This is a genomic window from Bradyrhizobium sp. USDA 3240 (assembly GCF_054063295.1).
Window position 1 is genome coordinate 7,340,129 of record NZ_JBSSGD010000002.1, and the last position, 12,356, is coordinate 7,352,484.

Consider the following 12,356-nt stretch of genomic DNA (forward strand, 5'->3'; position numbering starts at 1 on the left):
GACGGTCACTCCCTTGGATGCGGCCGGTTCGTTCCGGCCTCGTTGTCGTCCTGTCCGATAAAGGAACAGGATTTCACCGCGAGGGTAAAGCGTCGCCGGGGCCGGATCAGGTAGTCCTGATATGCGTTTAAGCCCAATCGCGGCGCGCTGGCTCGCGGGGCGAGGTCAGGATGCAGGCAGAACTAGTATCGAGTTTCTCTGCAACCCTTAAGCGATCGTTCATCCTGTCCATCAATGCGCCGTCAACCAATGTGGCCTAGTTTTGCTGGCATATTACTACGGCGCGGGAGAAAAAGCCGCGGGCGTCGGACAGGAGCTTTTCATGCGCGCGTTGCTTGCAAGATTTCTGCGTGATGACGTCGGAGCTACGGCGATCGAATACGCCATCATTGCCGGCGGCATCAGCATCGTGATCGTCGCCGGCGTCCGAGGCATCGGCACCACTGTGAGCGGCCAATTCACTGCCGTCAGTTCGGCATTCAAGTAAGCGCCACCGGACACCGCTTCATACTTTCTGAGTCAGTCGCCTCCGCCGTCTCCATTCAGCGCGCGCAGCATCGTGATGCGCGCGAACATCAGCCACCCGCACCTCGTTCTGCCGCGCTGATCAGATGCGCAACCGCAAGCTACCAGCGCGCCTGCTGCTGGGTGTGCTCCGATAGCTTGATGATGTAGCCGGCCGCCTGCTGCAGCGCCGCGACCTCAGCCCGCCTTCTTCCGCGCCGCGGTGCCCTGCGCACGCGCGGGCTTCTCGGCCTTCTTCGGCTCGGGCTTGACGGCCTCCTTGGGCTCGCGCTTGCCGCTGCCCGAGATCGGCAGCAGCATCTCGCGCTGGCCTTCGATGCGCTTCTTCGGCTTCTTGCCTTTCGCCGCCTTTGCCTCGGCCTTGGCGGGAGCGGCCTGCTTCTCGTTGGCGAGGCTCTTCTTCAGCGCGTCCATCAGGTTGATGACATTGCCGCTGGCCTTGGCCGCGGGCTTGGCGATCTTGATGCCGTTGCGCTTCTGGTTGATTAGGTCGATCAGCGCCTGCTCGTAGCGATCCTCGAACTCCTCCGGATCGAATTCGCCGGACTTCTGCTCGACGATGTGTTTGGCGAGATCGAGCATATCCTTGGTGATCTTCACATCCTGGATGTCGTCGAAATATTCCTTCTCGCTGCGCACCTCATAGGGGTAGCGCAACAGCGTGCCCATCAGCCCGTTGTCGAGCGGCTCGAGCGCGATGATGTGCTCGCGGTTGGTCAGCACCACGCGGCCGATCGCGACCTTGTCCATGCTGCGGATGGTCTCGCGGATCACCGCGAAGGCGTCGTGGCCGACCTTGCCGTCGGGAACCAGATAATAGGGGCGGATCAGATAGCGGCTGTCGATCTCGCTGCGCGGCACGAATTCGTCGATCTCGATGGTGCGAGTCGAATCCAGCGCGATGTCGTCGAGCTCTTCCTTGGTGACCTCGATATAGGTGTCGGTGTCGACCTTGTAGCCCTTCATGATGTCGTCGGTGGAGACTTCCTCGCCGGTCTCCGCATCGACCTTGGCGTATTTGATCCGGTGGCCGGTCTTGCGGTTGATCTGGTTGAAGGAGACCTTCTCGGTATCCGACGTCGCCGGGTACAGGGCAACCGGGCAAGTCACGAGCGAAAGGCGCAAAAAGCCCTTCCAGTTGGCGCGGGGGGCCATAGGGAAAACTCCGATTACGCGGAACGGTCAAGGATAACACCGGGAACCCTGGTTTGAAACAACGCGGCCCGGTGAATCTGGCAACGGCGTTAACCGTGGCCCCAAGCCTGCGCCCGTTTGACGCGGCGGCGGCGCCAGCCGTTGGACAGCCTTCAACGGCTCGGAACCTCACTCCGGATCACGCGGCGGCCTCCGCAGGGGAGCGGCAATCGCCGGAATTTCAGGCGCTTAAGCAAAAAGGTCGCCATCGCAACGGAACGACACGGTCTGGTCACCGAAACCCGACCGGGGCGCGCCAGGCCGAGCCCGGACCATCGGTTCTCGCGCCGCTCACGGCCTCCGCCGGGCTCGCAGTCTTGATCCCCGGAATTGTCTAGTTGCCTTTTCCGGGTGTGACGATCGCTGGTCTCCTGCATGCAGGTCTCGATTGTTAAACTGAGATACAAGCAGAACGGCCGCCATGCGCTTGCGGGGTGTGCGGTCGATCACGCCCGCATCTCGCCACGGCCGTCGCGCATGCGGTCGCCTGGCATTCCCGGGCTCGGCGATCGGCTTGATGCGCGACGCGCATCCGCGGCCTCGACCGCAATATCACGCAACTGAAAATTCCGGCGCGCGGGCTGCTGCGATCGCAGGAGGCGATCCCTGTTTTCTTGAGCCAAGCCTTGACCAGCAATCTTCTTGAGCGCGGGCCCGCTGCTTCACGAGATTTTGCGGGTGGATATCTGTGACGCGCCGGGCGAATTGCTGCCGTGACGCGTCATGAGATCATCGAAATTGGCTGCTAGCTGATTTGAATCAGATGCGTCTTGAGCTCGAGATGTTCTATCCGCAAGAAGAAAAAAACTCGCTGCTGGCGCGTTTCAAGGAGAAAAGCGTTTCAGGTGTATTCGTCGGGCTGACGCTGCTGGCGATGGCGGGGTGGATTTATCTTCTCAGCTCGATGTTCCTGAAATTCATGCTGTGGTGGTTCTCCTGAGGCGCGTCGCCCCCGAGAACAACCGGCGTGGGCGCCTGGTCATCGTTGCGCGGTTCGACTGCACAAAAAATTCCAGCGGCTGAACATTCTTTCGGCGCGCGCAATCATGATGTCGTCACAACTCCGAATGTTAATAACATCGGATCAACGTGGACGAATGTGATGCTCTCTCCTGTTCTCATCCTTGCGGCGGCGTTCGTCGCCGGCTTCTGCTCCGGTTTCGCCACGCGCGCGTGGCGGTCGCGCAAGCGGCGCGCGCAATATCGGATCTACGCGCCCTATGTTGCGCCGTCAGCGGCGAAATCGTCGCGGCGGGAGCAGCCGGTTACCGCATTCGGCCACATGCGCCGTGCGTTCTAGCGGGCTAGCTCGACAGGGGTAGCGCGACAGTGTCGTGAGTTGGGGTTGGCGGGCGACATGCAATCGGTCATCTTGTCTTCGTTGCGGCAGCGGGGCCGGGTTCGCGTGCCGGCTGGGTCTTTCCGTCGGCCCGCGCATCGTGAGGGAACTTGCACAGCATGAATGATCTCAGGGGGCATTCGCCAAGGCGGTATGTCGTCGATGTCAGTGGAAAGCGCGTGCTGGTCGGTCTCACGCTCGAAGAGACATCTGAATTCGAAGGACTGGACACCTCGCTGCCGATGCTGGGCGGGGAAGCCCAGGGAGCGGAACTGATGCCGTCGGCCGTCGAGGGACGCTGGCTCGAGCTCTATGACAAGCACGACAAGGCCTGGATCCAGTGGAAGGCCGACCTGAGGGCCGGGCAAGCGGGCAATTCACCCTTTTTTAACTAAGACCGGGCGATTTTGAGCGATACTGCCTGAGTGGGCCCGAACCGGATACTGACAGATGTTTCAGCTGTTTTTGCGGGCTCGCGCGCACGACCTGGTCAGGTCGCGGCGTGGCGAGGAAGGTTTCAAGGCGCGCTCGGCTGAGCGCGATGCCGAGACCGATCGCGCCCGGATCGGATCGATCATGGCCGCGATCGAGGCGGCGTTGCAGGCAGCCGAAAGCGAGCAATCCGGCCTTGGCCGACGTGTCGACGATGTTCTGGCCCGCGCGGCGGTGACGCTCGGCAACGGCACCGACGAGTATCTGGAACGCGAGGCGCTTGACAACCATCATCAGGACCTGTTTGACGCCGAGATCTCCAACGGCCAGCGTCGGCTGAAGGAACTGGCGACCGAGATCGCGCACTTCAAGTTCATGAAGGCCGCGGTCCTGAGCCGCTTTCCGGACTACATACCTCCGGCCGGCAGCAACTGACGCGCCCCGCGGCCGCAACGCGAAGCCAGAAGCTGCGGCCCGCGCCTGACGGCGTATGCGGCCTGGTCCGGCGCAAGGCGAAAGGCACAGGCGAAACGTGGTGATCGCAGGCAATCTACTCGTCACGGGCTGCGCCGGCTTTATCGGCTTTCATCTGGCTGAGCATTTGCTGCGGGCAGGGCAGCCGGTGATCGGCATCGACAATCTGAACCAGTATTATGATCCGGCGCTCAAGCAGGCGCGGCTCGATCTGCTCAAGCAGCACCGCGGCTTCACCTTCCTGGAACTTGACCTCGCCGACCGTGCCGGGATGAAAGCGCTGTTCGAGCGCTATCGCTTCGAGGTCGTGGTGCATCTCGCGGCGCAGGCCGGCGTGCGCTATTCCCTGCAGAATCCGCATGCCTATTTGGATTCCAATCTGGAGGGCTTCCTCAACGTCCTCGAGGGCTGCCGACATACTGCGTGCCGGCATCTGCTGTTTGCGTCGTCATCGTCGGTCTACGGCGCCAACACCAAGCTGCCGTTCTCGGTCCACGACAACGTCGATCATCCGATCAGCCTGTATGCGGCTACCAAGAAGGCCAACGAGCTGCTCGCTCACTCCTATAGCCACCTCTATCGGATCCCGACGACAGGGCTGCGGTTCTTCACCGTGTACGGGACCTGGTATCGGCCGGACATGGCGCTCTACGCGTTCGCGGACGCGATCACCGGCGGGAAACCGATCCAGTTGTTCAACAACGGCAACATGCGGCGCGACTTCACCTATGTCGATGACGTGGTCGAGGCGATGGTGCGGCTGATCGGCCGCGCGCCCGAAGGCGACGTCAACTGGTCGGGAGCGCATCCCGATCCGGGGTCGAGCAAGGCGCCGTGGCGCGTCTACAACATCGGCAACTCCAGGCCGGAAGAACTGATGCATGTGGTGGCACTGCTTGAGCAGGGCTTCGGCCGGCAGGCCGAAAAGCAGTTGTTGCCAATGCAACCTGGGGATGTCCTGGAGACGTCGGCCGATGTCTCCGATCTGGAGCGTGAGATCGGCTTTCGGCCGCAGACGCGGATCGAGGACGGCATTGCCAAATTTGTCGCCTGGTACCGCGCTTATCATGACGTCGATCGGACGTAGCGCGCTCGTTGCGAATTCCGGCGCGAGAAAAACCTGGCTCGGCGTGGAACGGAGTGCGGCAACGAGAGTTGTCAGTGGTTTTGCGTTCGCGTCAGCCGTGATCATCATGTCCAGCGCCATTTTCAACAGGTGCGTCGCCAATGGCGGCAAGATGGACGACGACACGCCTGTCAAACGGAAATAGCGCGCGATCCCCGACGCGCATTGCGAATTAGCGATCCTTATGGCGGTTGGTCGAATCGCTGTTGTCCGCCGTGGCAATCGTGCAAGCGCCTATGAGATGAGAATGCGGGCGTTCGCTGCCTCCGCTGAAGTCGAAACGCCTCAATATCACTCATTTCGAATTAGAATAGCATTGTCGCGTTCGGCTCAGGTCGAGGCGAATGTCTCGCATGATCGCATGTGTGGCGTTGATTCCCTTCGCCGCATCGTGAGGGCGGATCAGAATGCCCAGATCCTCGATCTCGATATCCGAAACGGATCGAAACATTCTGCGCTCAATGGACAGGACGCGGCGTCGGTTCGCTGCATCCATGCCGCTCGGTTCAAGCTGTTATGCGCGGCGAAAAAACCGATTGATCGAAAGCAGCAGATTTAGTGTGTGCACGCCGTGTTTGGTGGAATATCTGGTTCGAGGCTGGAACACCTCATCAAGTCCCGAGCCGTTCACGCGGCGACATTGTGATAGCCGGCAGGCGCGTCGCCGGTTTCGACCGCGATCGCCGCGATCAACGATCGTCAAATGATTTCATGCTCTTGGTCGCGCCTCATGGTCCGTTCCAGCTGCGCTCTTTGACCGCGCGTCTCGTCGCTGCCGCCGACATCCCATCGCCACGACACATATAAGGCCATCGATCGAACTTTTCGCGATCAGGTTGTGGAACCTGGTTGAGAAAATTTAACGCGGAGCCACGTTTGTCGCAAACCTGCCCCATTAACCGCATTCCATGTGTGTGATCTAACTCTGTCATTGAAACTTCAATCACATCGCTCATACCCTTAACCGCAGAGCGAGGGCGCGCCATGAAGCAGCACAAAGTTCAACATTCGCATCAGCCAATCGAAGAGGCGTTGCTCGCGACCAATCAATCGCTGCGCAACGAAGTCGTTGCGCTGATGCTTGATATCGCCGCGTTGCGTGAAATCCACGAGCGTCCGGGGGCGTCTCGTTCGTTCGGCATGTCGCGTGAGCAGAACGCTCCGCGCGTCGCATTGCGCCGGGTTCACCACAGCTAAAGTCGTCAGCCTATTTCTCACCGAGCAGAATTTGCGGCCACATCCAAGCCAGTCTGGCGAGGATGTCGGCGCCTGCCGCTATGAACAATTCAATTTTAAATTGAACGTTGTCCCGCCCGACCCTCGTTTGGGTGAGCCGGCTCGATCTGGCCAATGTTTGCCGCGGACAATCTGTGGTCGTGAGGGCAGGGCAGTCAGTGCTCTTGCCGCACCGGCTTGTGCGCCACGATGTAGGACAGGCGCTCGCGCAGGATCCAGGTCTGCAAGACCAGCTCGACGGCGGTATGCCGGAGCTCGGAATTCTCCGCGACGAGACGTTCCAAGGCGTCGGTCGCCTCGCTGGACGCGGACTGCTTCCCCTCGAAGACCTTGAGACGCGCCATAGTGTCGATCCTCGTAAAATGTGTTGGTCAGAGACTGGCTCTGACAAGCGTCAGCACAGAATAGTTCGCGGATGATCGGGCGGTCGTGGTTCCGCCTGAGGGCCTCGGGTGGGAAAGCGCCTAATTGATAATTCGCGGATCGAGCTATGGGTGTTAGGTTTCCTGAAAATGATCCTCAAATACGTTGAAACTCTCATGACACCTAACGTCTCAGTAACTACCGCTGCGCGTGCGCGCCCGCAAGCTGCCGGACGCGAAGGTCGCGGGATTAATTTGTTAGAGTGTTGTGAAACTCTCACCTGACCGGCGGCGTAGCTATCACGGAGAGGCATGGTGCACTCACAATCTGTCGCGGGACCGATTGGATGTTCTCATTTGCTTCTCATTCGGGAATGCAAACGGTGCGCCAGTTATCCGGATCAAATTGTCATGCGCAGAAAGTCGTATAACTTTTTCTGTGAGGCCGTCTTTCGGCAGGAATATTGCTCATATATTCCGGTAAATACTTGCAGCTTCGATGTTTCTTCGCACAATGCGGCGCTGCCGACGGCAAGTTCGAGGCTCCCGTAGGTCCCCCGGGAAATCCTCAATTTGAATTTCCTGTTGCATTTACATAGCTTATAGGCCATGCGATGATTGCTAATCTAGGGGGCAATGAGATGACCAATGAGGCGTCATTCAACTGACGAGATCAGTTCCAAGGTCAAGCAAGCCGAGGAACTCATGGCGCGGGGGCAGTCACAAGCCCAAGCGTGCAAGGTGCTGGGCGTTAGCGTGATGACATTTCACCGCTGGCGCAAGCAGGAGGCTGCACGCGGCCATCAGCCGAATGGTACTGTGACCGAGCTTGCCGCTCGCACCGATGATCGAGATGGTATTCCCCACGTTCACAACCGTATTGACGAATTGCGGCTGGAAAATGAACGGCTGCGCCGGATTGTGACTGACCTCCTGCTCGAGAAAATGAAGATCGAGGAGAAGCTCGCGCTCAGGTCCAGCGGCGGGAACGGTTTGCCCCGCCGTGGTGAAGTCCAGAGCTGACGGAAGCTGATCCGCTAGTGGATACGCGAGGGCCTGGGAGCCAGCAGCAGCTGGTCGCTCAGATGCGCTTTCTCGGATCTTGCGCGCAGCTCCTCGAGGATTGGGCGTAGCCTCGCCTCTGCGAGGTCCAAGCCTTTGACAATGTCCTGGTTCGGCATTTCAGCCGGAAAACGGGCCGATCGCAGCTTTGTTTCGACCGCCTTGACCAGCACCTCGACGTCGTCGCGGTGCTGGCCGGCGACGAGCTCGGCGCCCATCAGGCGGATGAGATGGAGGAGGGCCAGCAGCGCGGCCTCGGTTTCGCCAGCCGATGAACTCATAGACGCTCTCTGCCTGATGTTGCCGGCAGGTCTTGCGAGCTCACGACCTGCCTGATATTACACATGTGAATTGTTAACACGAATGTTAATTCCCGATGACCGACCTTTCGGACGCTCGAATAGCGAAGGTACCGGTTAGCTTCGGCGCCTTCTCGTTCGCTTTCGGCTCGCTCGAAGCGTTTGCTGTCGTCTTCGAGATGATCATCGTCGTGCTGTCCAGCATCATCGGCGGCGCAGCCTATCACCTGTTTTACTACCACACGGTTTATAGCAACAGCTTCGAGGGTTTTCTAGGGATCGGGGTCCTCGCCGCCATCCTTCACATGTTCGTGGCGAAGTCGCAGGGCCTCTACAATGCGCAGGGTGCTAGCCGGTCTCGACCGGCGCTGGAGCACTCTGCTCGGCGGGTGGCTGCTGGTCGTCCTGCTGATGACCCTAATCATCTTCCTTCTGAAGGTTGGCACCGGCGTCTCGCGCGGGTCGGTGATGTCGTTTGGCCTGATCGGCGGCCTTGGGCTGGTGACCGGACGGATGCTGCTGCAGGCGCCGCTGCAACGCGCAATCGACCGCGGCATGCTGGCGACGCGCCGCGCGATCGTGGTCGGGATGGCAGACGAATTGTCCCGGGTGCGGCAATCGAGCCTGCTGCGCGATTTCGGCCTCAGCGAGGTGCGACGGATCCAATTGTCCGGCCTGTCCGACGACGAGGGTGATCGCGCTGCCGTCGCGTCGGCCATCCGCGCGGCACGGGAGTGCGGCGCCGACGAGATCACCCTGGCGATGCCCTGGCAGGAGGAACCGCGCATCCAGTTCCTGTGCGATCAGCTGCGGGCGTCACCGCTGCCGGTGCGGCTGCTGCCGGATCGGACGGCGGAGCGATTCCTGGCGCTGCGGATGGTGGCGTCCGGCCCGATACCGACGCTGGAAATGCAGCGCTCGCCGCTCACCTCGGTCGAGCGTGCCGGCAAGCGGCTGTTCGACATCGTGGCATCGAGCGGCCTCTTGGTGCTGTTCGCGCCGCTTCTGATCGGGACGGCGATTGCGATCAAGCTCGACTCCAGGGGGCCGGTCCTGTTCCGGCAGCGCCGCAACGGGTTCGACGGAAAGCAATTCACCATCCTCAAATTCCGCTCCATGCACGTGCTCGAGGACGGCGATGTGATCACGCAGGCTCGCGCGAACGATCCGCGGCTGACCGGGATCGGCGCCACGCTCCGCCGCCGCAGCATCGACGAGCTGCCGCAGCTGGTGAACGTGCTGCGCGGCGACATGTCGCTGGTCGGGCCGCGGCCGCATGCGCTGGCGCACGACGACAAATATTCGAAGCTGATCGCAAGCTATGCGCAGCGCCAGCACGTCAAGCCGGGCATCACCGGTCTCGCACAGGTGCAGGGATTGCGCGGCGCGACGCCCGCGATCGAGGATATGCAGCTGCGGGTCGCGCACGATCTCATCTACATCAAGAGCTGGAGCTTCGTGCTCGACCTGCGCATCCTGCTGCGCACCGTCGGCGCGGTGCTGCGGCACAAGGGCGTCTGACGGCTGGGCGTCTTGACGGCTCCGGCATCCGACCGCCGTTCGCGTGCCGACGCGCCTTACTCCGGGATGCTCTGGTTGGCGTCCTTGAATTCCGCCTCGATGATGTGCCGGTTGGCATCGGTCGCCACGCGATAGGCCTGGCCGATCGCGCCCTTCAGCTCCGGCGCGCGGGTGAGGATCAGGCGGATCTGCCGCTGCAGCAGATCGACCAGCTCCACATCGCGCGTGGTATCGACCTGCGCCAGCAGGATCAGCCGCGGCGCGATCAGGTCGCTGCGGTTGAACCCGGTATAGTAGGACATCTTCAGCGCCTTCGATGCGGTCGGGTTCAGCCAGTCGAACCGTCCGGTCGCCGCGGCGAGACCGAACCAGGCGCCAGCGTCCATCGGCGAGAGCCGCAGCGCGCGGGTGAAGGCGGCTTCGGCCGCCTCGGGCGAGGTCTGCAATTCGCTCCAGCCGTCGGCGAGCCACAGCTCGCTCCTGACGACGCCGAGTGCGGCAGCCAGCGAAGGCTTGCCGCGCAATGCATCGGCGGCGAGCCACCAGGCCGACAACGCCAGCGTCGCGGCGCCGATCAGGATTGCGGCCGGCATGAAGGCCGGCGACAGCTGCCGCGCGCGCCGTCGGGGCGCATCAGTCTTCGCGCTAGCCATGGCGCGCCGCCCGGTTGCCGGTCATCAGCAGGGTTCGCCGCGCGCCCTCCAGCTTGACGCAGGTCAGGCGGCCGGTCGCGTAGGCGCCGGTGTCGACATTGATGCGGTTGTGCCGCAGCTCGGCCTCGTGCACCGGCGTATGGCCGTGGACCACGACCTTGCCGAAATCATCTTCCGACACCAGGAAGTCTTCGCGGATCCAGAGCAGGTCCTCCTTGCGCTGTTGCTTCAGCGCGAGCCCGGGCCTGACGCCGGCGTGCACGAAGAAATAGCGGCCGCAGGAATAGGTGATCGGCAGCGAGCGCAGGAAGGCAAGATGGGCCGGCGGCATCTGGCGAACCAACTGTTGCGCGAGCGCCCGCCGTTCCGCGGCGTCGGGATTGAGCGAGGGCGTCAGTCCATAGGACATCAGCGTCTGCAGGCCGCCGAATTGCCGCCATTGCGCGAGCATGTCGGGATTGACGAGAAACTCCAGCAGGCAGGCCTCGTGATTGCCGAGCAGGCAGACCATGCTGCACGTGCGGCGGCGCTGCTCGAGCATCGCGATCACATCGCGCGAATCCGGTCCGCGATCGATGTAGTCGCCGAGGAAGACCTGGATCGGCCGCGCCGGCCGGAACTTGCGGATATCGGCATCGATGCGCGCGCAGATCTCGTGCAGCAGATCGGCGTGTCCGTGAATATCGCCGACGGCATAGATGCAGGTCTCGTCGCTCTCGTCAGGTTCGAGGTCGCCGGTCTGGCCGACCATACGCCGGAGGAGGTTGCGCATCTGTGGTCTAGCCCGCCTGCAACCGTGAACGGCTGATCCGCTGTGCCAGCCCTGTTCCGATCACGGCTCCCAACACGATCACTCCGGGCAGTGCCGGCAATTCCGGCAAGGTGAAGGCGGCGAGCGCCAGGGTCAGCAACACGGCTGCCGCCGCCGCGGGATAGGACCAGTCGCGGCCGCGATTGCGTGCACCGGCCGTGAACGCCGCGATACCCACGATCGTGACCGCGAGTGAAGTCCAGAACATGGCGGAACCAAACTGCGTGATCAAGGCGGCGGCGCTGTTCGCCACCACGGGCCGCGTGGTTGCGCCTTGCCAGTCCATGTAAGTCGATGCCAGCGTTGCGGTGGTGCCGGCGCCGCTGCCGAGCGCGGGCAGGTCGGCGAGCAGATTTTGGGTCGACTGCACGAGCTCGTCCGGCGCATGGGTGAAGGCGATGGCAAGCGCCACGTCGGGGTGACGGTTGGCGATCGCCGTGACCAGTGCGATCAGCGCGATCGCAGCCGCAGCAGCAGCGGTGCTCCAGCGAGGCAGAGCAAGTCTTCGCGCGGCGAAGGTCATCAGGACGAGCGCGATGCCCCCTGCGATTGCGATCGCGGCGCCGCGCCGCCCGTACCAGCAGGCGCAGGCGGCGCAAAACAGCGCGCCGGCGGCGAGCAACCGGCGCGGTCGGGTCGACTGGGCCGCCGTGCGGCCGCCAACAATATGTCCGCCGCTGTCGAGCGCACGCGCAAGCCCGAGCGGGACGCCAATGAGAACGACGACGAGGAATCCGTTTGCCGTCCCGTCGCGCGCAGCGTCGGCGGCGCCGAGCCAGGCTTTGATCGGATCGCTATACGACACCAGGATCAGAGCTGCGACGGCCGCCGTCGCTGCAATGCTGCGGGCCACCATGTCGGCGCGGCGGGGATCGATCGCGATTGCCGCGGCGGTGATCATGACCGAGAGCAGCGACAGCCAGAGCAGCAGCGCGCCGAGGCTTGCACCGGTATCGATCGTGATGCTGCCGCTGAGCGGTGCAGCCAATGTATCGCCGGCGAATTTCCACACCGGATGCGCCCAGAACGCCAGCGGCAGCATCTGCAGGATGATCCAGAGCATCGGCAGCAGCGCTGCCGCAACGGCGGGCCCGGCAACGGACTTCAGGAAAGACAGTTCACCCGGACGAATCGACCTGAGGCTTGCCAGCAGGCCGAGTGACGTTGCGGCGCCGACCACGCCGGTGGCGAGCGATGCGTCCATGAGACCCACCGGAATCGATGCCCCGATCAAGATGCAGATGAAAGCCGTGACATTCCACACGGGAGGGGCAAATCCTTGGGAAAATCCTTGGGAAACAGGTCCTGCGGACGATGAGAAC

At 62.4% G+C, this 12,356-nt stretch carries 17 protein-coding genes; 11 read left to right on the top strand and 6 right to left on the bottom strand.

Features of this window, described 5'->3' with window-relative positions; all coding sequences use genetic code 11:
* Window positions 1–262 precede the first annotated feature (262 nt).
* Window positions 263–487 (top strand): Flp family type IVb pilin, encoded by a 225-nt coding sequence (locus ACVIGA_RS35200; RefSeq protein ID WP_456669620.1) that lies wholly within the window; start codon window positions 263–265, stop codon window positions 485–487.
* Window positions 488–702: 215 nt separating this feature from the next.
* On the opposite strand, the gene ku is transcribed toward ACVIGA_RS35200, so the two are convergent.
* On the bottom strand, window positions 703–1,680 hold the full coding sequence (gene ku, locus ACVIGA_RS35205) for a non-homologous end joining protein Ku (RefSeq protein ID WP_223968302.1): 978 nt from the start codon (window positions 1,678–1,680) through the stop codon (window positions 703–705).
* 820 nt (window positions 1,681–2,500) lie between these two features.
* On the opposite strand from ku, the gene ACVIGA_RS35210 reads away from it, so the two are divergent.
* The 8 genes from ACVIGA_RS35210 (at window position 2,501) to ACVIGA_RS35245 (ending at window position 6,287) form a co-directional block, all read left to right on the top strand.
* On the top strand, window positions 2,501–2,659 hold the full coding sequence (locus tag ACVIGA_RS35210) for a hypothetical protein (RefSeq protein WP_223968303.1): 159 nt from the start codon (window positions 2,501–2,503) through the stop codon (window positions 2,657–2,659).
* Window positions 2,660–2,686: 27 nt separating this feature from the next.
* Complete coding sequence (locus tag ACVIGA_RS35215) at window positions 2,687–3,019, top strand: hypothetical protein (protein ID WP_456669621.1); 333 nt, start codon at window positions 2,687–2,689, stop codon at window positions 3,017–3,019.
* 158 nt (window positions 3,020–3,177) lie between these two features.
* On the top strand, window positions 3,178–3,453 hold the full coding sequence (locus tag ACVIGA_RS35220; RefSeq protein ID WP_223968305.1) for a hypothetical protein: 276 nt from the start codon (window positions 3,178–3,180) through the stop codon (window positions 3,451–3,453).
* Between the two features lie 55 nt (window positions 3,454–3,508).
* The gene (locus tag ACVIGA_RS35225) at window positions 3,509–3,925 is read left to right on the top strand and encodes a hypothetical protein (protein ID WP_223968306.1); all 417 of its coding nucleotides are present in this window, start codon (window positions 3,509–3,511) and stop codon (window positions 3,923–3,925) included.
* Window positions 3,926–3,980: 55 nt separating this feature from the next.
* Window positions 3,981–5,051, top strand: coding sequence for an NAD-dependent epimerase (locus ACVIGA_RS35230; protein ID WP_456669622.1), 1,071 nt, complete (start codon window positions 3,981–3,983; stop codon window positions 5,049–5,051).
* Entirely contained in the window at window positions 5,032–5,235 is a 204-nt protein-coding gene (locus ACVIGA_RS35235; RefSeq protein ID WP_456669623.1) for a hypothetical protein, read from the top strand. The genes ACVIGA_RS35230 and ACVIGA_RS35235 overlap by 20 nt, the downstream gene beginning before the upstream one ends.
* Window positions 5,236–5,337: 102 nt before the next feature.
* Window positions 5,338–5,649, top strand: coding sequence for a hypothetical protein (locus ACVIGA_RS35240; protein ID WP_456669624.1), 312 nt, complete (start codon window positions 5,338–5,340; stop codon window positions 5,647–5,649).
* Between the two features lie 425 nt (window positions 5,650–6,074).
* Window positions 6,075–6,287, top strand: a complete 213-nt coding sequence (locus ACVIGA_RS35245; RefSeq protein WP_092125205.1) for a hypothetical protein — start codon at window positions 6,075–6,077, stop codon at window positions 6,285–6,287.
* Window positions 6,288–6,481: 194 nt separating this feature from the next.
* On the opposite strand, the gene ACVIGA_RS35250 is transcribed toward ACVIGA_RS35245, so the two are convergent.
* On the bottom strand, window positions 6,482–6,670 hold the full coding sequence (locus ACVIGA_RS35250; RefSeq protein ID WP_223968308.1) for a hypothetical protein: 189 nt from the start codon (window positions 6,668–6,670) through the stop codon (window positions 6,482–6,484).
* 666 nt (window positions 6,671–7,336) lie between these two features.
* On the opposite strand from ACVIGA_RS35250, the gene ACVIGA_RS35255 reads away from it, so the two are divergent.
* A complete protein-coding gene (locus ACVIGA_RS35255; protein ID WP_223968309.1) occupies window positions 7,337–7,711 on the top strand; it encodes a helix-turn-helix domain-containing protein in 375 nt (124 codons plus the stop codon).
* Between the two features lie 14 nt (window positions 7,712–7,725).
* Here the strand turns inward: ACVIGA_RS35255 and ACVIGA_RS35260 are convergent, their stop codons facing one another.
* Complete coding sequence (locus ACVIGA_RS35260) at window positions 7,726–8,031, bottom strand: hypothetical protein (RefSeq protein ID WP_223968310.1); 306 nt, start codon at window positions 8,029–8,031, stop codon at window positions 7,726–7,728.
* Between the two features lie 354 nt (window positions 8,032–8,385).
* Between ACVIGA_RS35260 and ACVIGA_RS35265 the strand changes: the two genes are divergently transcribed.
* Complete coding sequence (locus tag ACVIGA_RS35265; RefSeq protein ID WP_456669625.1) at window positions 8,386–9,570, top strand: exopolysaccharide biosynthesis polyprenyl glycosylphosphotransferase; 1,185 nt, start codon at window positions 8,386–8,388, stop codon at window positions 9,568–9,570.
* 56 nt (window positions 9,571–9,626) lie between these two features.
* On the opposite strand, the gene ACVIGA_RS35270 is transcribed toward ACVIGA_RS35265, so the two are convergent.
* The 3 genes from ACVIGA_RS35270 to ACVIGA_RS35280 are packed head-to-tail and all read right to left on the bottom strand — an operon-like array spanning window position 9,627 to window position 12,238.
* Window positions 9,627–10,223: a hypothetical protein gene (locus ACVIGA_RS35270; RefSeq protein ID WP_456669626.1), complete on the bottom strand. Its 597-nt coding sequence runs from the start codon at window positions 10,221–10,223 to the stop codon at window positions 9,627–9,629.
* Window positions 10,216–10,995, bottom strand: a complete 780-nt coding sequence (locus tag ACVIGA_RS35275) for a metallophosphoesterase family protein (protein WP_456669627.1) — start codon at window positions 10,993–10,995, stop codon at window positions 10,216–10,218. The genes ACVIGA_RS35270 and ACVIGA_RS35275 overlap by 8 nt, the downstream gene beginning before the upstream one ends.
* A gap of 7 nt (window positions 10,996–11,002) precedes the next feature.
* Window positions 11,003–12,238, bottom strand: a complete 1,236-nt coding sequence (locus ACVIGA_RS35280) for a hypothetical protein (RefSeq protein WP_456669628.1) — start codon at window positions 12,236–12,238, stop codon at window positions 11,003–11,005.
* Window positions 12,239–12,356: the final 118 nt, after the last annotated feature.